This is a genomic window from uncultured Maribacter sp., assembly GCF_963975365.1.
Taxonomy (GTDB): Bacteria; Bacteroidota; Bacteroidia; order Flavobacteriales; family Flavobacteriaceae; genus Maribacter.
The window spans coordinates 116,760-141,850 of record NZ_CAXBGF010000009.1 but is presented as its reverse complement, the minus strand read 5'-3'; the positions used below and the strand labels follow the sequence as shown (position 1 = coordinate 141,850).

General features: G+C 36.0%; 16 protein-coding genes. 12 read left to right on the top strand and 4 right to left on the bottom strand.

Annotated features, from left to right (window positions below; genetic code table 11):
- Positions 1-69 precede the first annotated feature (69 nt).
- Entirely contained in the window at positions 70-1,245 is a 1,176-nt protein-coding gene (locus AACZ49_RS11820) for a cysteine desulfurase family protein (protein WP_339655007.1), read from the bottom strand.
- Between the two features lie 197 nt (positions 1,246-1,442).
- On the opposite strand from AACZ49_RS11820, the gene AACZ49_RS11815 reads away from it, so the two are divergent.
- The 12 genes from AACZ49_RS11815 (at position 1,443) to AACZ49_RS11760 (ending at position 17,891) form a co-directional block, all read left to right on the top strand.
- Entirely contained in the window at positions 1,443-2,312 is an 870-nt protein-coding gene (locus AACZ49_RS11815; RefSeq protein WP_339655004.1) for a xanthine dehydrogenase family protein subunit M, read from the top strand.
- Between the two features lie 6 nt (positions 2,313-2,318).
- On the top strand, positions 2,319-2,810 hold the full coding sequence (locus AACZ49_RS11810; protein ID WP_339655001.1) for a (2Fe-2S)-binding protein: 492 nt from the start codon (positions 2,319-2,321) through the stop codon (positions 2,808-2,810).
- Between the two features lie 24 nt (positions 2,811-2,834).
- Entirely contained in the window at positions 2,835-5,201 is a 2,367-nt protein-coding gene (locus AACZ49_RS11805) for an aerobic carbon-monoxide dehydrogenase large subunit (protein ID WP_339654998.1), read from the top strand.
- Between the two features lie 227 nt (positions 5,202-5,428).
- Positions 5,429-5,899 (top strand): SRPBCC family protein, encoded by a 471-nt coding sequence (locus AACZ49_RS11800; protein WP_339654995.1) that lies wholly within the window; start codon positions 5,429-5,431, stop codon positions 5,897-5,899.
- 66 nt (positions 5,900-5,965) lie between these two features.
- A complete protein-coding gene (locus tag AACZ49_RS11795) occupies positions 5,966-6,838 on the top strand; it encodes a MoxR family ATPase (RefSeq protein WP_339654992.1) in 873 nt (290 codons plus the stop codon).
- A gap of 82 nt (positions 6,839-6,920) precedes the next feature.
- Positions 6,921-8,057, top strand: a complete 1,137-nt coding sequence (locus AACZ49_RS11790; RefSeq protein WP_339654989.1) for a VWA domain-containing protein — start codon at positions 6,921-6,923, stop codon at positions 8,055-8,057.
- Positions 8,050-9,051, top strand: coding sequence for an XdhC family protein (locus AACZ49_RS11785; RefSeq protein WP_339654986.1), 1,002 nt, complete (start codon positions 8,050-8,052; stop codon positions 9,049-9,051). Before AACZ49_RS11790 ends, AACZ49_RS11785 begins: the two co-directional genes overlap by 8 nt.
- Before the next feature lie 63 nt (positions 9,052-9,114).
- On the top strand, positions 9,115-9,534 hold the full coding sequence (locus AACZ49_RS11780; protein ID WP_339654983.1) for a hypothetical protein: 420 nt from the start codon (positions 9,115-9,117) through the stop codon (positions 9,532-9,534).
- A 776-nt stretch (positions 9,535-10,310) separates the two neighbouring features.
- Complete coding sequence (locus AACZ49_RS11775) at positions 10,311-10,697, top strand: response regulator (RefSeq protein WP_339654980.1); 387 nt, start codon at positions 10,311-10,313, stop codon at positions 10,695-10,697.
- A 538-nt stretch (positions 10,698-11,235) separates the two neighbouring features.
- Positions 11,236-15,723 carry a PAS domain S-box protein gene (locus AACZ49_RS11770; RefSeq protein ID WP_339654977.1) on the top strand — a complete coding sequence of 1,496 codons (4,488 nt, stop codon included), beginning with the start codon at positions 11,236-11,238 and terminating at the stop codon, positions 15,721-15,723.
- On the top strand, positions 15,716-16,813 hold the full coding sequence (locus AACZ49_RS11765; protein ID WP_339654975.1) for a response regulator: 1,098 nt from the start codon (positions 15,716-15,718) through the stop codon (positions 16,811-16,813). Before AACZ49_RS11770 ends, AACZ49_RS11765 begins: the two co-directional genes overlap by 8 nt.
- Entirely contained in the window at positions 16,806-17,891 is a 1,086-nt protein-coding gene (locus AACZ49_RS11760) for a response regulator (protein WP_339654973.1), read from the top strand. Before AACZ49_RS11765 ends, AACZ49_RS11760 begins: the two co-directional genes overlap by 8 nt.
- Positions 17,892-18,188: 297 nt before the next feature.
- Here AACZ49_RS11760 and AACZ49_RS11755 read toward each other — a convergent pair whose 3' ends face one another.
- From AACZ49_RS11755 to AACZ49_RS11745, 3 genes are all read right to left on the bottom strand, one after another.
- A complete protein-coding gene (locus AACZ49_RS11755) occupies positions 18,189-20,588 on the bottom strand; it encodes a penicillin acylase family protein (RefSeq protein WP_339654971.1) in 2,400 nt (799 codons plus the stop codon).
- 205 nt (positions 20,589-20,793) lie between these two features.
- Positions 20,794-22,086 (bottom strand): amidohydrolase, encoded by a 1,293-nt coding sequence (locus AACZ49_RS11750; protein ID WP_339654970.1) that lies wholly within the window; start codon positions 22,084-22,086, stop codon positions 20,794-20,796.
- A 45-nt stretch (positions 22,087-22,131) separates the two neighbouring features.
- Positions 22,132-25,086 carry an amidohydrolase family protein gene (locus tag AACZ49_RS11745; protein ID WP_339654968.1) on the bottom strand — a complete coding sequence of 985 codons (2,955 nt, stop codon included), beginning with the start codon at positions 25,084-25,086 and terminating at the stop codon, positions 22,132-22,134.
- Positions 25,087-25,091 lie beyond the last annotated feature (5 nt).

Below are 25,091 nucleotides of genomic sequence, written 5' to 3'. Positions count from 1 at the left end.
TTTTTTCTAAAGCAAGAGCTTCCTTCATAATATGATGGGTTATAGGAGGTCTTTTCTTTATGATTAAAGTTACTTGCGTCGCTCCCAAAGAATGTTTTGCTCTCTCTGCTTAGCAACTTCATTGGTTATAATTTCAATCGCTTTGTCAATTTCATTTGCGGTGGTAAAGCGTCCAATACTCAAGCGTAATGAGGCATACGCTAAACTACGTTCAATACCCATAGCTGTTAAAACATGAGATGGTTCTACCGAGGCGGAATTACAGGCCGAGCCATTAGACACGGCAATTTGCCTACTAAGAGCGGTCAATAGATTGGTTCCGTCCACATAAGGGAAAGAAATATGTACTGTATTTGATAATCGCCGTGGGGGAGCACTGTTCGATATGGACAAGTCAATTTTCAGCAAACCTTTTTCCAGTTTATTTCGCAAAGTTTCCAAGCGCTGTATTTCTGTATTTAAATTATCATGGGCTAATTCAATAGCTTTTGAGAAACCTATTATTAAAGGCGTGTTAAGGGTACCACCTCTTTGCTTTTTTTGTTGACCTCCTCCATGAATAAAACTAGGTAATCCATTTCCGCCCTCATTATCCTTAATAAATACCAAACCAATACCCTTAGGGCCATATACTTTATGGGCTGAAAAACAGGCGAAATCTACAAATTGAAATACTTTGGTTAAATCCAATTTTCCCAAAGCTTGGGTAGTATCGGAAAATAGCAGACTTCCATTTTCATGTGTCAGTTTTGATATTTCATCTAAGGGTTGAATAGTACCGGTTTCATTGTTGGCGTATAAAATAGAGACTAGAATGGTTTCAGGGCGCAACATGTCGCTTAACATTTCTGTGGAAATCAATCCTTTAGAATCAACATCCAAATAAGTTACTTCAAAACCATTTTCTTCTAAAAAAGCACAAGTATCCAAAACTGCCTTATGCTCTGCTTTTGTCGTAATGATATGATTTCCTTTGGATTGCATTTTTCGAGCAACCCCTATTAAAACCATATTAATGCTTTCTGTAGCACCAGAAGTATATACTAAACTACTTGGTGTAACACCTAAATTATTGGCTATAGCTACCGTAGCATCTTCTACAGCACTTTTTGCTAACCAACCATAGGGGTGATGACTACTTGATGGATTTCCAAAATCCTGATTAAAATATGGTAACATACTATCTACAACTTCTTTAAGGCAAGGAGTGGTGGCGTTGTAATCAAAATAGAGTGGGGAGTACATTTTTTGAGCTTAGTCAATTTCTTCATTAAAGGTAAGGATTAAATAAATTTTAATGCTTACAAGATTCACAATATTGGGATGAGGATTAGTCATAAGTATTTTTTGTTAAATTATCAACACATGATATGTATCATTGTTATTTTAATGTGTTTAAGTTATATTTATTATCTATTACGTAATTTAATTCATAAAATGTTATGATTCCAGCTAATTTCAATTACCATAAGGCTAATACTTTGAAAGAAGCGATTGCCTTGTCACAAGAGCTTGGCGAAGAAGCGAAATATATGTCAGGCGGACACAGTCTATTGCCGATGATGAAACTTCGTTTTGCCACTCCAGAACATATTATCGATATCAGTAAAATTAAAGGGCTATCTTATATTAAAGAGGAAGGTGACCTTTTGAAAATTGGGGCATTGACTACCCAAACTGAATTAGAACACAATGCGAATTTAAAAGAAAATTATCCCATTTTTGGTGATGCGGTTTGGTTAACTGCCGACCCTTCGGTAAGAAACTGTGGAACTATAGGCGGTAATATCGCCCATGGTGATGCGGCCAATGATCAGCCTGCATTAATGTTAGCATTACGAGCGACGATAATTGCTGAAGGTGTCGATGGAAAAAAATCAATTCCAATCGATGATTTTTTCCACGGATTTTATATGACGGCTTTGGAGCCTGGTGATATATTGACTGAAATACAAATTCCAAAATCAAAAAAGAATAGTGGCGGCGCCTATCATAAAGTAGAACGTAAAGTTGGTGATTATGCAACGGCTGGTGTTGCCGTTTATGTTGAACTAGACGGCGCCGGGGTTTGTCAAGAAATCGGTATCGGACTAACTAATGTTAGCGCAGTGCCTATGCGATTGGAAAGAGGTGAGGAAATACTGCGCGGTAAAAAAATAACCAACGAGTTAATTGATCAGGTTGGTGTAATTGCAAGTGAAGATTGTGAACCAGAATCTGATTTAAGAGGTTCAGAAGCCTATAAGCGATCGATAGTAAATACGATAACAAAACGAATGTTGAACAAGGCTTTGGAAAGAGCAAGAAAATAAAGAATTATGGCGAAACATAAAGTAACTATGACAATTAACGGAGAGAGTGTTACTGCCGAGGTAGATTCGCGCTTGCTCTTGGTTCATTTTATACGTGAAAATTTAGATATGACGGGTACGCATATTGGTTGCGATACATCGAGTTGTGGTGCATGTACCATTTTAATTGATGGTAAATCGGTGAAGTCTTGTACCTATTTAGCGGTTCGAGCGGACGGTGCTAATATTACAACAATAGAGGGAGTTGCTGCCGATGGAACAAATCACCCATTACAAAAAGCCTTTCACGAACAGCATGGTCTGCATTGTGGTTTCTGTACACCTGGTATGATTATGAGGTCAATCGATATGTTAGAAAATAATCCGAACCCAACTGAAAAGGAAATACGTTGGGGTATTTCAGGTAATCTTTGTCGGTGTACTGGTTATAATAATATCGTAAAATCTGTGCAGCAAGCTGCTGCAGAAATGGCCAAAGAAAAAGAAGCTTCTGTCTAAGTCTAACCTCTAAATAAATTAATTATGTTTAAATGTAAAACATCACCAGAGGTTGGCGGAATGGGCCACTCTGTAAAACGAAAAGAAGATGCACGGTTTTTACACGGCAAAGGCAAGTATACCGATGATGTGAAATTACCTGGCATGTTGCATATGGTGCTAGTGCGAAGTCCTTACGCGTATGCCAAAATCTTAAGTATCAATAAGGAAAAAGCATTGGCCATAGATGGGGTTTTAGCCGTTATTACTGGAGAAGACTTAGCGCAATACAATTTGCATTGGATGCCTACATTACTTTCAGATTCGCAAATGGTATTGCCAACTGATACTGTAATGCACCAATCGCAAGAAGTATGTGCGGTTATTGCTACAGATAGATATATTGCTGTCGATGGTGCAGAAGCTGTAGATGTTCAATACGAGCCGATGAAAGCTATCGTTAATCCATTTAAAGCGCTAGATGAAGATGCCCCATTGTTGCGCCCAGATAAAGAAGGCCAAAAAGACAACCATATTTACCATTGGGAACGTGGCGAAAGGGAAAAAACAGATGCAGCTATTGCTGCTGCTGAAGTGGTTGTAAAAGAACGAATTCATCTTCCAAGAATTCATGTTGCTTCTATAGAAACTTGTGGAGTGGTTGCTTCCTATGATAAGGATACGGAAAAAATGTTAATTTATTTGACATCTCAGGCACCTCACGCAATTCGTACTATTCTAGCCTTGGTTGCCGGACATGTTGGTCTATCTGAAGAAAAAATTCGAATTATTGCTCCTGACATTGGGGGTGGTTTTGGAGGAAAGGTGCCTGTATATCCTGGCTATGTGATAGCTATTGCAGCTTCTTTCTTAATAGGAAAACCTGTAAAATGGATTGAAGATCGTTCTGAGAATTTGGTCAATGGTTTTGCTCGTGATTATCATATGGACTGTGAATTAGCGGCTACCAAAGATGGTAAAATTCAGGCCTTTAAAGTTTCGACTTTAGCTGATCATGGGTATACCGATTCTTCCGCGAACCCCTCTAAATACCCTACAGGAATGTTCTCTATCTGTACAGGTTCGTATGATTACGAACATGCTTTTGCAGAATTAGACGCCGTATATACGAACAAAGCTCCAGGGGGTGTAGCCTATCGTTGCTCTTTCCGTGTTACAGAAGCGGTTCATGCTATTGAGCGTATGGTTGATAAGCTTGCTGCTGAAATTGGTAAAGATCCTGCGCAGTTACGTTTCGAAAACTTTATAAAGAAAGAACAATTTCCATATGCCTCTCCCTTAGGATGGAGCTATGATAGTGGCGATTACAAACAAACGTTGGAAAAAGCCATGGATATGGTTGGCTATGCCGATTATAAAAAGGAGCAAGCTGAAAAGCGTGCCCAAGGAAAATTAATGGGTATTGGTATTTGCACCTTTACCGAAGTAGTGGGCGCAGGTCCCTCTAAAGATTTTGATATTTTAGGAATCAAGATGTTCGATAGTGCTGAAATACGTGTTCATCCTACAGGTAAGGCATTGGCACGCTTTGGTACGAAGTCGCAAGGTCAAGGTCATGAAACGACTTACGCTCAGATTCTAGCCGAAGAATTGGGAATACCTTATACTGACATTGAAATTGATGAAGGCGATACCGATACATCTCCATATGGTTTAGGTACTTATGCGAGTAGAAGCACGCCAACGGCTGGTGCGGCAGCAGCAATAGCTGCCCGTAAATTACGTGATAAGGGCAAGAAAATTGCAGCTCATTTGCTAGAAGTAAGCGAAGAGGACATTGAATGGGAAGTAGGCAAATACTTTGTAAAAGGTGCTCCAGAAAAATCTAAAACGATTCAAGATGTAGCATTTGCAGCATATACTAATTTTCCTGAAGGAATGGAACCCGGATTTGAAGCAACACATTACTATGATCCACCAAATTTAACCTTCCCTAATGGTGCTTATATCTGTGTGGTTGAGGTTGAGGAAGAAACAGGTGCTATTGATGTAAAACGCTTTGTGGCTATAGATGATTGTGGAAATATTATTAATCCAATGATTGTAGAAGGTCAGATTCACGGCGGATTAACACAAGGAATTGCGCCTGCCATGTATGAAGGTATTGTTTATGATGATGAAGGTAATGTACTTAATGGTACTCTTATGGATTACTTAGTGCCAACCGCAGTAGAATCGCCACATTGGGAAACGGGTCATACGATTACCCCATCACCTCACCATCCATTAGGTGCTAAAGGTGTTGCGGAATCTCCAACGGTAGGTGCGCCACCGGCAATTGCCAACGCGATTATCGATGCATTGTATCCGTTAGGAATTAAGCATTTGGATATTCCTATTACTCCTGATAAAGTTTGGGATGCTATTCAAGTGGCAAAAGCGAAAGCATAATAACGTATTTGGTTAAAAGGGTCGAGTACAAAAGAACATCTTAGAAATATTGTGGTTCCTCCCTTCAAGCATTGGGAGGTTTCCAACTTTGAAAAGGTGAGGGTTCGATAACTTAAACCAATGGGGTAAGTTAGTTGTTAACTCAAAGATTCCATTATTCGAATTAACCATTTTGTAAAAATAAGAAGGTGCTCACCGCTGTGGGAATAAAATAAAATTGCACAAATATGAAAACACAATTAGATAAATCTTTCGAAGTGCCCCAAAGTACTGAATTAGTCTGGGAGCACCTTATCGACCCAGAAAAAATAATGGACTGCGTACCTGGTGTCACCATAGATGAAAAAGTGGGTGATAACCATTATAAGGGGAAAGTTGGTATGAAATTCGGTCCTATGGGCGTTAAATACGATGCAGATATACATTATAATGAAATTGATACAGCGAACCGAAAAATTATAATAGCAGGAGAGGGGGTCGATTCTAAGGGTAATGGAAATGCTGAAATGATGATGACCATTGACTTAACCGAACGTGCTGAAGGTGGAGTCAAATTAGATGCCGTAATGGATGTTACCATAAACGGAAAAATAGCTCAATTCGGTTCTCGTTTAATTACTACGGTATCAAATCAGTTATTTAAACAGTTTGTTTCAAATTTCTCAAAAAAACTTGCCGAGGCAGAGGCAACAGCATAGCTAGTCTCATTTTCTATAATAATAAAGCTATGCTGGTGACAGCGTAGCTTTTCTAAATTAAAGCTATTGAACAAAGACATTGAAAAGCTTATAAAAGATTTTTATGAGCATGACTATATTTTAAATGAAGAACTGGCAACGTCAATTTTTCTGTTGAAAAATTTGGAGAAACCATTGTTATTAGAAGGTAATCCTGGGGTTGGGAAGACAATGTTGGCCAAAACCTTGGCAGAACATTTGGGTACAAATTTAATTCGGTTGCAATGTTATGAAGGTTTGGATGTAAGTACAACAATTTACGAATGGAACTACCAAAAGCAACTTTTACATATTAAGCTTTTTGAGCAAGACGAGGATAAGCTGGCACTCCAAAATCAGATTTTCGGAATGGATTATCTTCTTCAGCGCCCATTGTTACAATCAATTAGTGCAGATAAACCTGTGGTACTTTTAATAGATGAAATTGATAGGGCCGATGAAGAGTTTGAAGCATATTTGTTAGAACTGCTTTCGGATTTTCAAATTAGTATACCTGAATTGGGAACGATAAAAGCAAAATCAAAACCATTGGTAATTTTAACTTCCAATCGAACACGAGAGCTCAGTGATGCTCTAAGACGAAGATGTTTGTATCATTGGGTTGACTTTCCATCAAAAATGGGGGAGATTAATATCATTGCAAAAAAACTTCCCAATATAGATGAAGCATTGGCAACCCAGGTGGTTACTTTTATTCATAATTTGAGAAAATCAAGTTTACACAAACCACCAGGTATTGCAGAATCTCTAGATTGGGCAAAAACCTTGTTGTTGATGAATCAAAAGAATATTACTGATGAGATTGTAAAAACAACCATTGGTAGTGTTTTGAAACATAAAGATGATGTAGAGTTTGTGAGGAACAAGTCTGTTCAAGAATTTTTATATCCTATTGATTAGTATGTCATCCTTATGTGGAATCCTAGGTTAGTAGCATTATAAAAAATGAGTTCAATTTCAAAAACGAAAATTTCTATAATCCGTGCAAGCTGTAGAAAAAACTTTTAAAGAACGCCTCATCGACTTTACCATGTATTGTCGAGAGCGTCAGTTTGTTTTGGGTCCACAAGAAACTAGAGATGCTTTTGAAGTTGCAGAACGAGGTTGGGTTCTAGATCGTAAATTGTTTCAGTACAGTTTAAAGGCAATTTATTGTAAACGTAAAGAGCATTTTGATCGCTTTGATGAAATGTTCGACCGTTTTTGGAGTCGCTATTACGAAGAAAAATTAGAACAACGTAAAAAGCAAATCAAACAACTTAAAAAGGAAAAAGAAACTGCCACAGTTATATTTTTGGGAACAGAATTTAAAATACCCAAAAAAGAAGTTAAAGAGCAAGAGGCTAAAGAAACGGTGGGCGCAAATGATAGTATACGACTAAGATTGACAGATTTTTCTAAGGTAAATATTGCCGATAAGGAAAAGTTGGAAGAATTGGCCGAAGAACTTTTTCATCAAATGAGTATGCGTTTTAAACGTAGGCTTGAGAATGCTAACAAGGGAACAATTAATATTCGAAATACAATTCGCCACGGAATTTCTAAAGGTGGAATGTTGTTGGATTTATCCTATAAAAGAAAGCGAAAAGAAAAGCGAAAAGTAATTTTCATTCTCGATGTAAGTGGATCTATGGATACCTATAGCTATTATCTTTTACGATATGTAATGGTGTTAAAGAAGTATTTTAAGAGCCTTGAATTTTTTACCTTTAGTACAACCTTGACGCATGTTACACCAATGCTTCGACACAACAATGAGCAGGAAGTCTTAAAGCTGATCGGTAAGAATGTGAATTCGTGGTCAAGTGGTACTAAGATAGGGGAGTCGCTCACAGAATTTCTTTCCGAATACGGAAATAAATTTTTGAGCCAAAAACATATTGTCGTGATTCTCAGTGACGGACTAGAAACCGGGAACGTAACAGTGCTGAAGGAGGCCGTTAGAACGATACGCAGAAAATGCAAGACCTTGGTATGGTTGAATCCGTTAAAAGGAATGGAAGGCTATCAGCCTATTCAAAAAGGAATGGTGAATGTTATGCCGCATTTAGATGCATTTGAATCAGCACACAACTTGGATAGTTTATTAAAATTAGAAAAATTATTGATGGATGTTTAACGAACTCGCTTTGCAAATAGAAAAACACTTGGCCAAAGGCTCCAATTTTGCGATTGCACAAGTGATAGACCGTATAGCCCCATGTTCTGGTAAAGTAGGGGATAAAGCACTTATTTTAGAAACCGGGGAGCTTATCGGTTGGATCGGTGGGGGGTGTGTACGTGGTATTGTTATCAAAGAAGCCTTAAACGTTATTAAAAGCAAACGCTTCCGCCGCGTGCGTATTTCACCTGAAGGGGGTACGCGTTCCACGGCCACATTTATAGAATACGTTATGTCATGTCAAAGTAAAGGAACCCTAGAAATTATGATAGAACCTATAATACCTCAACCAGAATTAATTGTAGTGGGTAAAAGTAATATTGCCCGTAAATTAGTGCAAATGGCTTCGGCTGCCGATTTTAGAGTTTCTGTGATGGCGACAGATGCGGATATACAAATGTTTCCATCTGCCAACAGTGTTTCGGATAAAGTTGATTTTAGTACTTTTAAAAGTTTGACGAATACGTATGTAATTATTACTACCCAAGGCGAAGACGATGAGCTCTCTGTAAAGAAAGCCTTAGAAACTTCAGTAAACTATGTAGGATTTGTAGCTAGTGCTAAAAAGTCAGTTGACATAAAAACGTATTTGACCAACACAGGTATTTCCGAAGAACGTATTGCCGAGTTACGCAGCCCGGTAGGATTGAATATTAATGCAAAACTAGCTAGTGAAGTGGCCATCAGTATTTTGGCAGAGGTCATTGACGATTTTCGTAAAGAAAAAACTAGTAGTGGTTCTTGTTGTGGTAGCTCTGAAAGCTCCAAAACAGAGGCAGAAGTTAATAATACATTTAACGAGGAGTATTATATTAATCCAGTTTGTAACGTACCGGTGTCCAAGAAGAATCCAAAACATGTTATAGAATATGCAGGTGAGAAGGTGTATTTCTGTTGTGATGGTTGCAAGGTCAGTTTTGAGAACGATCCTGAGAAATACATAAAAATGTAGATTTTGTAAAGCCAATATTTTACTATTTATTTAATTAAGAATCAAAGAAATTAATTCACTGTAATGAATCCAATACTAAAAAATGTTCTGGCTGTACTTGTAGGCATAGTCATTGGTAGCATCGTTAATATGGGTATCATTATGATTAGTGGTTCCATAATTCCACCTCCAGAAGGTGGAGATATTACTACAATGCAAGGTTTGAAAGCAACTATGCATCTATTTGAGCCCAAAAATTTTATATTTCCGTTTCTGGCACATGCCTTAGGCACCTTGGTTGGCGCTTTGGTAGCGGCAAAAATTGCCGCTACCAGAAAACAACTTATGGCCTTATTAATTGGTGTGTTTTTCTTAATCGGTGGTTCTATAAATATAGCAATGTTAGGCGGCCCTATGTGGTTCAATGCTTTAGACTTACTTATAGCTTATATTCCAATGGCATATTTAGGAGGTAAGTTTTCCTTAAGAAACTCTTATGGTTAAAAGAATCAAAGAGAAAGCCGGCTTTCAATTTTAATCTGTTCTGTTAATTGTTAAGGGAGTATAAATTTTTAATAGTAACAAACCTACTCTTTGCCATATGGTTTACTTTTATAAGTTTCTTGTATCTAAGCAGCTGTCATGTAACCTCAAAGACTTTTTCAAATTATGGACTCTTTTAAAATCAAAAGACAAATAGTAAGCCATGAAAAGAATCTATTTTAAGAAAAGTATTAAGGCACCAGAAATTTGAGTTTTTAACATTATGTTAGGATAATAACATAAGAAAATATATGAGGATTGGACAGTAGTATTTGACCCTACTTCAACAATAGGAGGGTAAATGGGAAAATGGTGCTAAAATGTATTTTTCAGGAACTAATAATAATGGTAAACGTGGTGGGATGGTATTAGAGCTAGTGGAGATCAATTCCGAAAAATAGTTGTCTATCGGACATTATGGAATTTTAGATGGAGAAATTGAAATTACCTAAGGTACTGCGATAGAAAATTGGCCTGTACTATTGTAATAGACTTTTTAAATAAGAATAGTAGTCTTCATGATCATTCTTTAGTATTACAACGATATTATTTTTAATTTATATATACATCTTATCGTTTTAACCATTTGTCGTCATCAAAATGAATTTGAACGACACATATGTGCAAACTAAGATGATTTCAATTTTAATATCAAAGCTATCTTTTATTTTTGTAAATTAACTTAATGACGCATTTTTCTATTGTTAACTTGTTCGTTGGTACACCCAATACACCGTATGAAAAAAATAAAAATCTTGATTGTTGAAGATGATAAATTTTCACAGTTTATTTTACAAGTTTTGAGCAAGCCATTCGCAAAAGAAATTGTTGTTGTAGAAAATGGTTTGGAAGCAGTTGACTATTGTAAAGAAAATTTGGACATAGACCTTATTTTAATGGATATAAGGATGCCGATAATGGATGGTTATGAGGCTACCAAGAATATTCGACAATTTAACAATGATGTTGTTATTGTTGCCCAAACCGCATACTGCCTGTTGGAAGATAAAGAAAAAGCATTGTCAGAAGGTTTCAACTATCATTTGCCGAAGCCTGTTGAAAAGGAATTGTTGCAAAATATTATTGAAAAAGAGTTCAAAGATCTTGAATTGTGTAGCTCGTAAGGGTAAGTTATTGCAGTGTTAGGGTATTTTTTTTTGGTAGCCATATTTATGCAGAATATTATAAAAGCTTTATTGTTTTATTGGCTTTAGTGTCAACCCTTCTTTCGGTAATACCTTGCATTTTATACTGATTTAAGATTAAAACCAATCTTGGGCAACTTGAATCTAAAGATTGTTAAAATAGGAATAAGCCTACAAAATTATTTTTTTTAATGCTTCTCATCCCATAAAAATTGGCTTAATTTGTTATTATAACAAAACACATGAATTTTACAATAATAGGAAAAATCCTACGTTTAGTTTAAAATTTAAATTACACATTAAGGATGGCCCAATAGTAAATTAATGTAAAGCAAGCCATTTTTAATGTCTTTTGAAATATGGAACAGGAATTGTTGTCATCTTGTAATACCATCTGTTTAGGCGCTATAAGATCAAATAAAATACTGTTTATGGTATCTAATGAACCAACTAAATAACTCAATTAAATTGGTAAAAGACTTGGGCTTTTTTTTAAACATAAGTACTGGACATTTTTATGAATACTACAGATAAAACTAAAAAGGAACTACTTCAAGAGATAAAAGCTTTAAAACAAATATTAAATGGTCCAATTTCAGAAGATTTCAATTTTGATATAGGCGAATTGAATTTTTTTGAAGAGATAGGCAAGCTTAGTGATCAGGGTGTCATCTTAATCCAACTCGATAAAATAGTTTATGCCAATGACCAATTTTACGAATTTACGGGTTACTCAAAAACCGAGCTATTAGGAAGGTTGTTTATAAATTTCGTTGAAAAGGAATCCTTGTCACAAGTTTTAAAAAGTTATACGGACAAGCTTAACGGTGTTAAAAATAAAAATAGCTATAATTCTGGTGTTATTTGTAAAAATGGCAAGGTAATGCCTTTACAAATACAATCATTCTTAACTGTCTATAAGAATAAAAAGGCTGTACTTCTATTTACTAAGGATAATAGTGAATTAAAATTGGTTAGCCACAAGCTAAAGGAAACCAATACTATACTTCAGGAATCCGAAAAAATCTCAAAAACGGGTACCGTAAAGTTAAATTTGGAAACGTTTAAGCTATCATGTACAGATAATACCTACAGGTTGTTAGGAGTGGACAAATCTACATTTGAGCTTACAATAGATAATATTGGCCAACTTATACACCCAGATGACTTTGCCATGGCCAATGTATGGTATGTGAATGCCTGTAAAAATATCATTCAACCTGCATGTACCATAAGGATAATAAAACAAAACGGCCAAATTGCTTATCTAAAAAATGAGTACAACTATCTAAACCAATGCGAGTTTCATGAGAATTGTATAGTGTCCATTGTCCAAGATGTTACGGATCAAATCACTTCAGATCGTTTAATTAGCAAAAGGGAGGAGGAATTTAGGCTATTATTTGAAAATAATCCGAGTCCCATGTGGATATATGAACCCAATACCCTTGCGTTTATCGAGATCAACAATGCTGCAGTTTTAAAATATGGGTACAGTCGTAATGAATTTTTATCCATGTCCATTTTCGATATTCGTCCAGAAAGTGAGCATAAAAGACTAGAACAAAACCTAAAGCAAGGCAGGGAAACGCATTTAGAGTATGGTGAGTGGGTACATGCTCATAAAAATGGACAATTGATCCATGTCCAGGTAACTTCCCACTCAATAGATTACAACGGAGAACCTGCTATATTGGTTACCGTAAATGATATTACAGCGCTTGTTTTAGAGAGAAAACGAATTCTAAAATCAGAACAAGAATATAGGTTATTCTATGAAAATTCCTTTGATGGAATTTATAAATCAGTATTTAAGGGAAAATTTGTTGATGTAAATAAAGCATTGGTAGATCTTTTGGGGTATGACTCCAAGGAAGAACTTTTAAATATTGACCTAAATACCCAGTTGTATGATTCTGAAGATCAACGAGATAATGTGCAAGATGAATTTGTGGATGGTGAAAAATGTAGGTATCGGTTAAAACGAAAAGATGGCACCAAGATTTGGGTTGAAGATCTGGGGTATAATGAATATGATGAATTTGGGAATATCATTTTTCAAAGGGGGAGTTTAAGGGATATTACCACAGAGGTATTTTTAGAAAACCAACTTAGGGATTCTGAAATCAATTTAATCAAGGAAATGAATTTCACCACGGAATTAATTGATAATATTCCTGGAATTTTTTATGTGTGTGAGATTCAAGAGAAAAATGTTAACTTAATTCAGTGGAATGGTAACCTTGAGAAGGTTACGGGATATACAAAAGAGGAGTTAAGGAATAGATCTGTTTTTGACCTAATACATGAGGAAGATATGCCTAAGGCCATAGAGGCTTTATCTAAACTAGAGGTTCTTGATACGACCCAAGTAACAATTAAATTAGTTTTAAAGGACAATAGTACCATTCCATACCGGTTTACATCACAGATATTAAAACGTTCCAATAAAACATTTGCCATTGGCAATGGCATCGATATTTCCTTGCGACAGAAAGCAGAAATGGAACTCCGACAGTCTGAAGAAAAGTTCAGGTTAATTTCATCCTCGGCAAGTGAAGGGATAATCCTTATAGACCACAATTCTAAAATTACCTTTTGGAACAATGCTGCAGCGTATATTTTTGGGTACTCAAAGGATGAGGCCATAGGAAAGATGGTAAATGATCTATTTGATTTCAATTTTAATGACAATAACAATTCACTACAGACATTAAAATTAGATAGTGATGATGCGGAACAAAAAGATCAAGGAATTGCGATAATTAATGGACTTAAAAAAAACGGTGAAAAAATAATTGTTGAAATATCGACTTCTACTTTTAAAATAGAGAACAAATGGCATTCCGCTGCCACGGTAAGGGACATCACGGAACAAGAAGAAAACAAGCGGGTTAAAATTAACTTGTTAAAGGAGCTAGAGGAAAGAAATAGATCTTACTCAATGATCAACAAAGCCCTTACAGGCTTTATAGATAATAGTACGCCATTGGCTTTCTACAATAGGTTATTGGGCAAGATTATTAATGAAACAGGAAGTGGCTTTGGTTTCTTTGGCACGGTAGAACATATTAAAGGCCAACAGCAATATATTATAAATGCCATTTCAGATGTCGCGTTAGACAAAATGTCCTATAAAGTAAGAGAAGACCTAAAAAACGAAGAAAGTGTAATTATAAATGAGTTGGATTTCCTGTATGCCGAAAGTTTAGAATCGAAAAAGGTGCATATCAATAATAGCGTACAGCAAAGTAAATCCTTAATAAAAAAGGATTTTCTTAATGGCTTACCAATGATAAAAACTTTTATGAGTATTCCATTAATTAATCAAGATGATCTCATAGGCATAGTAATTATTATCAATAAAGAACACGGGTACACCAATAAGGATGTAGAATCAATTCAGCCTTATCTAAATATTGGTAATACGTTGATAAAGCAAAGTAAAGAAGAAGCGTATAGAAAAGAATTGCAATTACAGACCCAGACCATTGCCCATGAGTTAAGGCAGTTTATAGAGACAGCGAACGCGCCAATTTTTGGTATCGATAGCAATGGTCTCGTCAATGAATGGAACCAGACCTCGGAAGTGATTACAGGGTACAAGAAACAAGAAGTAATGGGCAAGGACTTGGTACAGAACTATATTACGGAGGACTACCGAAAAGCTGTACAAGAAGTATTGGACAATGCATTACAGGGCAAGGAGACGGCCAACTATGAGTTTCCGCTGTTTACCAAAAATGGAGATAGGGTAATGGTACTACTCAACTCCAGTACCAGAAGGGATTCTAATGGCAACATTGTAGGGGTGCTAGGGGTTGGGCAAGATATTACGGAAATAGACAGGCTAAGAACGGTTACCATGAACATCGCCCAGGAGCTAAGACAGTTTATAGAGACAGCGAACGCGCCAATTTTTGGTATCGATGGAAATGGTCTCGTCAATGAATGGAACCAGACCTCGGAAGTGATTACAGGGTACAAGAAACAAGAAGTAATGGGCAAGGACTTGGTACAGAACTATATTACGGAGGACTACCGAAAAGCTGTACAAGAAGTATTGGACAATGCATTACAGGGCAAGGAGACGGCCAACTATGAGTTTCCGCTGTTTACCAAAAATGGAGATAGGGTAATCGTACTCCTCAACTCCAGTACCAGAAGGGATGCTAATGGTAACATTGTAGGGGTTCTAGGGGTTGGACAGGATATTACGGAATTAGTAGGTTATCGCAATGAACTAGAGGCAAAGGTCATTCAAAGAACAAAAAAAATAAATAATGCACTTCGCAAGGAAAAAGAACTAAATGAACTGAAATCAAGATTCGTAAGCATCGCTTCACATGAATTTAGGACACCTTTGTCCGCAATTAATTTTGCTGCCGGATCTATTAAAAAATATTGGGACCGTATGGATCCTGAGGTTGTTCAAAAAAAACTCCATAAAATTGAAGATCAGGTTTCACACATGACCAAATTGTTAGATGATGTGTTAATTGTTGGACAGGCCGATGCACGTAAGTTTAGAAACAATCCAGTTAAAACAGACTTAGGGACTTTTTTAAGCACCATTATTGATGAGGTATCGTCAGCTACAGGCAAGTCCCATGAAATTAAGTTAGAGGATCCAGGATCATTAATGGATTCAACAATCTATATCGATGAAAAATTGGGGAGAAATGTCTTTGTGAACCTAATAGGCAACGCAATTAAATTTTCACCGGGAGTAGACTACATTGTCATTGGTCTATTCAGGGAAGAAGACAAAATAGGAATATCCATAACGGATTATGGAATTGGTATACTAAAATCAGAACAGAAAAATATATTTACGCCTTTTACCAGAGGTAAAAATGTAGATTTAATCCAAGGGACAGGTTTAGGCCTGTCCATAGTTAAAGAAGCTGTAGACGTTATTCAAGGCACTATAGATGTAATTAGTAAAAAAGGTAAAGGATCCACATTTACCGTAAAACTTCCTAACAAACCAAATAATGAATAAAATACTAGTTGTAGAAGATACCAAAGAGATTAGAATTGAAATTTGTGATATCTTGAAAATGGAGGGGTATCACGTATTTGAAGCGGAAAATGGTAAAATTGGGCTTGATCTTGCCATTAAAACAAAACCAGATCTTATTATTTCCGATATTTTAATGCCAGAGTTAAATGGTTTTGAAATGTTTAGGGAATTAAAAAGTAATCATGAAACTTCCACTATCCCATTAATTTTTCTTTCTGCAAAAGCGGATAAAAAAGATATTAGAGAAGGTATGAATCTCGGGGCGGAGGATTATTTGCCAAAGCCACTTAATGTAGATGACCTTGTAGCAGCGGTTGATGTCAAGATACAAAAACAACATTTGATAGAGAAAAGGATACAGGATAAAACAGCTGAGCTATTACAAGTATTGGAAATAAAAGAAACGGAACTTAATAGTTATACCCATGTAATTTCACATAATTTTAAGAGCTCCTTAAGAAATTTTTCAGATTTATTGTGCTGGACCAAAGAAGGTCTGTCCGGAAATCTAGATGAAAACTCTAATTTTAATCTTGATCTCCTAGAGGAAAGGATTGATAAAATGGACTTTTTTATAGAATCGATGAAGAGGTATAACGAAGTAAACCCTAACCTTGTGAACAATACCAACATCAATACCTTAAATCTTGTAAAAAAGATTATCAAAGAAGTAAACAAGGACAACATAGTAAATTTTGAAATCAGCAATGAATTGCCGGATCTTTATGCGGACGAAGTATTAATGAAAATGGTTTTTAATGAGCTAATAAACAACGCAATCATCCATTCTGAGAAATCTGATGTTACTATTAAAGTCGATTGTGAAGAAGAAGATTCTAAATACACATTCTCTATTGTGGATAACGGTGAAGGGATTAATGAGAGATATCTAAAAAACGTTTTTAAACCCTTTTATGTTGTTACGGAAAGGGCGAACTCAACAGGCATAGGGTTGTCCATTATAGAAAAAATAGTGGTTTTGTATAACGGTGAAATAAACCTAAAAAGTATTCCAGGCCAAGGAACATCAGTTTATATTCATCTGCCAAAACCCAATAATCATGTTTAAAATACTTGTTGTTGAAGATTTTAAAAGTGTCAGGGAAGAAATTTGTGATATTTTAGGTTTTGAAGGTTTTGACGTTATTGAGGCAAGGAATGGGGCTGAAGGTCTAATTAAAGCCAAAAAGGAATTACCAAGTCTCATTATATCCGACATAAATATGCCAGAAATAAATGGCTTGCAATTGTTGAGCAACATAAGGGAATTCCCTAAAACAGCAATCACTCCCTTTATATTTTTGACCGCCAAATCACAAGCCAAGGATTTAAGAAAGGGAATGAATTTGGGTGCAGATGATTATTTGATCAAGCCTTTAAATGCAGATGAGCTCGTTAACGCAGTCAAAAATAAGTTAAAGAAGGTAAACTTAATCAATCAAAACCTAGACAGTCTTAGATATAGGATCGGTCAGAGTTTGCCGCATGAGTTCTTGACTCCGCTTAATTCAATACTTGGTTTTTCTAAATTACTTATAGAGGACTCTAGGGATAAATTAGATAAGGAATTTGTAAATACAATGGCTTTGCCAATTTTGGAAAGTGGTAAAAGACTTCATAAACTAATTGAAAATTATATTCTATATTCTACGCTTTTAAGTGAATCCTATTCTAAAAAAAACAATGACATTATGGTGGATTCGCCCGTTGTTTGTTGTAAAGAAATTATTGAGAATACGATAAATGAATGTAAGGACAATACGCAACGGGGCAATGATATACAATGTGATATTAAGGATTATACGTTAAAGATCAATAAAGAGGTTTTGGCTAAAATTATTTTAGAACTTTTTAGCAATTGTGTTAAGTTTTCAGAACCTGGAAACAAGATTAAATTCGCTACTTATAGTGCCAATTCCAATATAGTTATTGATGTCTTTAATGAAGGTTTGGGTATGGCACCTGAACGTATTCCACTTATTGGTGGATTTATACAATTTGATAGAGAGCAGAGGGAACAGCAAGGTGGTGGCTTAGGGTTGAGTATTGTAAAACTTTTGGTTGATAAATTTGGAGGTAAAATTGAATTTAATAGTGAAGTCAAAAAATATTTCCAAGTAAAAATATTTTTTCCATTTGATCACTAATTATCCAAATTCTTTTGGAAACATGGTACATTTACTTCTTGAAATAATAGGTTAATAATTATTTAATGTGTCGAGATTTAGAAATTTTTCAATAGGATACACATTATTATTGCTCTAATAATAAGACATTTTAGTGGCGAACATTTAAATGGCCTATTTAGAATGTAAATTGAATGTGGAAAATAAATTTCTTTTATTTTCCTTATTTTGTAATCAATATATTCCACTTTATTGGAGATAATTCATCCATATTAAAGAGGAAATTAATCCCTTTTTTAGCTCTTAGTATTATAGCAATTATTTTTTCGCCGGGTTTATAATTTGGGTACTTACCGCTACAGAATCAATTTTAGATTTAGAATAATATAAAGGGAAATATTGGTCATTTGCCCAAGGTTCAAATAGATTGCTATAAAATTGGCTGTCTGAATTTCCTGATTGCCCAGGGCCATTTGTGGCTACCGAGGCATCCCAATCACCAGTATTGATTATTACTCTAAATGAGGCGCCACTACTTTGTCTTGAATTTCCACCTGTAGAGCCTACAGTTTGGCCGTTTCCTCCCCTTGGTAATGGGCCTAGGTCTAATTTATTTTTGGTTGTCTCATTTACTACACTTCCTAAAGCATGTTCCATATACGTATGCTTATTGTTCACTTGACCATATTTCCAAAGGTTCATATCTAATCCTAGTCTGGTTTCTAAATTGGTCACGGCAGCTTTGAAAGTTTCATCTAAAAATTTATTTCTACCTACTATTGGGTCTGTTCCAAATTTGTTGTCTGGTTTAATAAGCCAATCTAGTACTCGCTTCAACTGTAAATCTGGAACAATGCCTTTACCAGCAATGGGCACAAACATGTCATAGGCCTTCTGCATTATTTGCTCTTCCCATGCAACATAAATTGCCGCAGAAATAGAATTAGCCTCTAATTTATAATTCCATTGGTTCAGTTTATTTTTTGCTTCTAAAAACTTCTCATCAAAACTAATTGGAACTAATAATGGTACTAGTTCACGGGCAGGAATAGAAAGATAATCTGTTTGAAGAGCCTTCATATCATTCATGGTCATTTTATCGCCTGTTTCTAGCACTTCCTTAATGCGCTCACCTCGATAAGGGTCGGCCCAAGAATATCCTATAGCATCCCAATGGGTGTAATCGTTTGGTGTAACGTTTTGGTTAGCGGTAGCTATGAAGCCTTCTTTAGGATTTACACTGTGGGGTTTTTCTATAATGGGTAAATATCCATCCCATTCATAACGCCCATCTCCAGGTACTGGAACTAGACCACTGAAATTTCTACGAATAGGAGCAATGCCTACAGCTTGCCATCCTATTGTTCCTTCCTTATCTGCCCAAATCATATTCTCTCCTGGAATATGACTATAATTACACGCTTCTCTAAATTCTTCCCAATTTTTAGCTTGGTTCATTCTTAGTGACGCTAAATAAGGAGATCCGCCAGGTTCAAGCCATGCACAGCGAACGGCATAAGCAACATTGTTCTCTTTGTCTTGATAAGTTACAGGACCATGAAGGGTATAGGATAAATTTACAATACTATCTTTTTGACCTTTTATTTTTATATTTTCTGAAATATGTGTCATGTCTACCCATTGATCCTTATACTTATATTGATTTTGATTCTCAGGATTTAATTCATACACATATAAATCTTCCCCATCAGTTTCAAATACTGTTAGGCCCCAAGCACCATATTCATTATGCCCAATAGATATGCCTGGGATTTCGGGTTCTCCACCTCCTATAACATTCCAGCCAGGAGCAACTAAGTGTGTCATATAGCGCAAAGAAGGTACTGCAATGGTTCTATGGGGATCATTTGCCATGTAGGTATTACCATCTTCCATTTGCGAACCATCTACAACCCAATTATTGCTTCCTATACCTAAGGAATCAGATTTAAGGCTTAATCGTGACATTATCGCTTTCTCTTCACTTGTATTTCGAAATGTTGGTATAATGTCTTCAGTTTTAAACTTTACGGTTTTACGATAGGCATTATAAAGTTCTAGTATGTCATTATTCAATAAACGAGTATTTATTACGGGATCAATTTCTATATTCGGTTCTTTTGGATGTAGCCAAAAAAGCTCTTTTGTTTTGATAGTACCTAACTTTGCGACGGTACGACCTATCTGTAGTTCCTCGCCTATATTTCCTAAAAGTCCCTGATGTCTTGAAATAACAACTTCTGGTGTCCACTTCTGAGGTTTGATGTCTAAAATTTGAAATTCAATAGGTAATTGTTCTGGGGTTTTTAAAATGTTTTCTATATACGCATTTACTCCATCGGTATAGGCGGTAATTATTTCAACCCCATCTTCATGGTAATGATTCATTTCGGTCTTCATGTCGCCCCTAAATTTGAAGAGACGCGTTCCGATATCTCTTTTTAGTTCACGTTCTCCTAATATTTCAGAAACAGTACCTGTAGCTTGTCTTCGCCAAATTTCAAATTGAAAAAGACGGTCTGCAGCAGCCGCATATCCTTGGGCAAAAAAAAGATCATGTTGATTTTTTGCGTAAATATGGTTAATGCCCCATTCATCCCTAACCAATTCAACAGGTTCTTGCAGTTTGTCTAACAGCAACATATCTGAATTGGTGGTCTTAGATTTTTTACAGGAAAATACTAAGACCATTACAAAAAGAATAAAAATGTTTTTCATGAGCCTATAGGTTTGTTGAATATAAATAAAGGGTATATAAAAAGTCCATACACAGATCAATTGAATCTTTTGACTATTCGAATTAATCGGACTTTTTAAATACCCTCTTCATGTTTATTTTCAAAATTGTATTAAAAATGTGACTTTAAAGCCAATGGGTATAAGCTTAAATTTACAGTTTTATTTTATTCTTCGTGCTACTTTTTTATTCTCCTTCGTATTTACCCAAATAACGTTTCCATAGTTCGGTTTGATGTGTTTCTAATGAAACTGATCTACCATCTATGAAAGCATGTGTTAGTTGATTACCTGCCATATCTAAGGCATCGCCTTCAGATACAAACAGCGTTGCACTTTTTCCATTCTCTAAAGTTCCATATAGGTCATCGATGCCTAAAATTTTTGCTGTATTACCGGTTAAAAGCTGTACAGCTACTTCTTTATCTAAGCCCTGCTGTACAACTTGCCCAGCATAGAAAGGCAAGTTTCTGGTCTGAAAATTCGCTGCATCCGAATTTTGAATGGCTACCATCAATCCCGCATCTACCAATAATTTAGGAAGTTTATACGGTAGGTCATAATCATCATCATCATATACAGGTAAGTTATGTGTATATTGAACTAAAATTGGAATGTTGTTACTTTTAAGAAATTCAGGAATTTTATAGGCGTGATATCCTCCTACAAGAACAATCTCTTTGGTGCCATTGGCTTTTAATGTATTAATGGCATCAATGATTTCCTTTTCACCATCGGCGTGTACGTAAAGCTTCTGGCTACCATCAAAAACACCTTTCATTGCTGCAAAAGCTGGATTCACCTCTTTTGGTGTTGACTTATCATAAGCAGCGGCATTTTTGAAAAAAGTTACAATCGCTTGTGTCTGTGCACTGTAATCTTTATTTGGTTGGTATCCTCTTTCTTCGCCAGCCCACCAACGACCTTGTCTAAATGTATTTGGCCAATTTAAATGCACACCATCATCTACTTTTATAGCTGCGTCTTCCCAGTTCCATGCATCAAATTGCACAATAGATGAGGTGCCGGAAATTCTACCGCCAGTAGGTGCTATCTGGGCAATTAAAACTCCATTAGGTCGCATGCTTTCTACAACTTTTGATTCTGCATTATATGCTATCAAACTACGTACATGCGGAATAAAATCTCCGATTTCATCTTCATCTTGAGTTGCTCTTACCGCATCAATTTCAACTAATCCTAAGGTTTTTGCAGGTGCAATAAATCCTGGATATACATGTTTGCCAGTTGCATCGATTATCTTTCCTTTACGGGCGATTTTCATTTTAGAATCTCCAACAAAAGTTAGTTTGCCATCTTCGAACATGATAAGGGAACTTTCAATTACTTCTCCATTACCCAAATGAGCTGTTGCACCTTCAATGGAGATGGCTTCTGTTTGTTTTGGTGCCGGCGTTTGTTGTGCCATGGTCTGTAAGACCAAACCAAAGGCTATTAATAAGGTTGTATATTTTTTCATTTCTGTTGTTTTAGATTTTGTGATACTTCGCATAAGTTGATTTAATTAAAGACTTTCACAAGTGAAATCTCTTTTAACACTTTGCTTAGGGCCTTGTGTTTTTTTACCACCGCTTTTTTCTTTAAGCATCATAGTAACCAACTCATTGCGCTCTTTTTTAATGGTTTCACGGTTTTGCTTATCTGTTTCCAAATCAAAATACGTAGTTCCTTCTATCATTGTTCTTTCTGCTTTTGAATAAACCGATAATGGACTGCCAGACCATAAAACTACATCTGCATCCTTTCCTTCTTTTATACTACCTACACGATCGTCTAAGTGTAATAATTTAGCAGGGTTGATGGTGACCATTTTCCATGCTTCCAATTCGGTCATGCCGCCATACTTAATAGTTTTTGCAGCTTCTTGATTTAACCTTCTTATCATTTCTCGGTCATCGCTATTAATTGCGGTAACAACACCTTGCTTTTGCATTATAGCGGCGTTGTATGGTATTGCATCATTAACTTCGTATTTATAGGCCCACCAATCACTAAATGTACCGGCACCTACACCATGCTCTGCCATTTTATCGGCAACTTTATAACCTTCAAGAATATGGGTGAAGGTATTTATTCTAAATCCGAAATGTTCTGCAACTTTCATCATCATATTTATTTCGCTCTGAACATAAGAGTGACATGAAATATAACGTTCGCCATTTAGTATTTCTGCTAAAACTTCCATTTCCTCATCATAACGATAGGGCTCTCCATTTTTCTTTTTGGTATCATATTCCTTTGCTCTTTGAAAATAGTTCATGTAAAGTTGTTCTACACCCATTCTTGTTTGTGGAAAACGTGAGTAACTACTCCAATTACTTTGCTTTACATTCTCACCTAAGGCAAATTTTATAAACTTTGGTGAGTTCTCATAGATTAAACCATCGGCTTCTTCACCCCATTTTAATTTTAGAATTGCAGATCTACCGCCTATTGGGTTAGCGGAGCCATGTAATAATTGAAGGGATGTTACTCCGCCTGCAAGGGAATGATATATACCCATATGTTCCGGGTCAACAACATCTTCCATTTTTACTTCGGCAGTGCTATTATGACCTGATTCGTTTATTGCTAATGCTGCTATATGGCTGTGCTCGTCAATAATGCCAGCTGTTAAATGCTTTCCTGTAGCATCTATTACTTTAGCACCTCCTGAGCTTAAGTTTATTCCAATCTTGGCTATTTTTCCATTTTTGATGAGTACATCGGTATTTTTTAAAACACCGGCTTCTTCACTGGTCCATACAGTAGCATTTTTGAATAATACCGTTTCTGATTTTGGTTTGACAGCAAAGCCATACCCTACATTCGGGTACATTACAGGCATTACTTTTGGTGCGTCCTTAGCTTTGTCATTTCCCCCTTCTTTTTCTTCAAAAGCTTTAGATTTAGTGGCTGTGAATTGAGTTTCAGTTCCGTTTGGAAGAACTAACAGACCAGAAAGATTATCAGAGCTTTCAATTATGGCTCCGGTCATTCTATACGTATTCTCACCTTTATCTGTAGCAAATGACATTGTCAACCAATTGTTGTCATATGCAATTTTAGAGGTAAGTTTCATGGTGTCTTGTTTTACCGCTATTGAAGGTTTTGAAATTTCACCCGTTATCGATATCGCGTACATTTTACCTTGAACGTTTAAGTTGTAATCTCCTCGAATATCCTTTGTATCCATAGAACTGATGACACTTTTAGAACCTTGTACCCAGTTTTCGAATAAGGTAGTTGAACTTTCAAATACATCACCCGAGGTAATTAAGAAGTTTGCGTATGCACCCGTTTTTAAAGAACCAATTTGATTTGATTTTCCTAAAATTTGAGCCGGTATAGTGGTTAACGCTTCTAAAGCCTTAGTTTTAGGTAGTCCATATTCAATGGCTTTCAGTAATTTTTCCTTAAAATTTGAAGGAGATTTTAAATCATAGGTAGTTAGTGAAAACTGAATGCCGTTATCTGCCAATACTTTTGGGTTGGTAGGTGCTTGATTCCAGAAACGCATATCTTGTAAGGAAACATAACCGATTGCATATGGGTCGGAAACGTCATAGGCATCAGGGAAATTAATCGGAATTATAAACTTCGCATTTGTTGCTTTAATTTCTTCGATTCTTTCAAACTCATTGCCGCCGCCTAAAATGGTGTATTGAATTCCATTGGCATCACCAATTTTATCGGCACGTAAATCATTTCCTTTATCTTTCGCTTCAAAAATTTGAACTAAATTTTTATTAGCATTTAACGCTTCCAATGATAGGTCGGTAGTTGTCGAATTACCTTTTGAATACCATACGGCATCGTTATACATTTGTCTTAATAGTGCTAAGGAGCCCATTAATGAGCTAGGATATGATTGACCTTTAGCAATACTTTTATCAAAAGAAAAGTACTGTGCAGATTTATTGTCTAGAATACGATTAGCGTCTGTACCTTCACCGTTTAGGGCAATTAAGACTCCGGTTCCTCTTGCAATACCGTCTTGTATATGAGAATTTACGACACCAAAACCAGCTTCACGTAAAACTTTAGCCTCCTTATCATCATATTTAAATTTGGTAATTGCTTCGTTCTCTGGCATAATGTGGTCGTTCCAATAATAGCCATCCCTTGAAGGCGCGTATTCTGCAGATCGTCCACTACCTGGTTTCTTTTTAGGTTGTTCAACACCAAATTTAGAATAGACATCAATAAAAGAAGGGTATATTGACTTTCCATTTAGGTCAATAATTATTGAGTTTTCTGGTATGCTGGCGGTGCTAGAGGCACTTACAATCTTACCATGTTGAATTAGTAATGTTCCTTTTTCAATTATTTGTGTTGGAGTTACATAAATTTTAGCGTTCGTAAAAGCCGTGTAGTTATTGTTTTTGACTTTTACCCCGGCATTTTCAGGGAAATATTCTTGAGCAGTTAAAAAAGTACTACACCAAAGAAGGCATAGTGTGAAAATTAGTTTTTTCATTATGT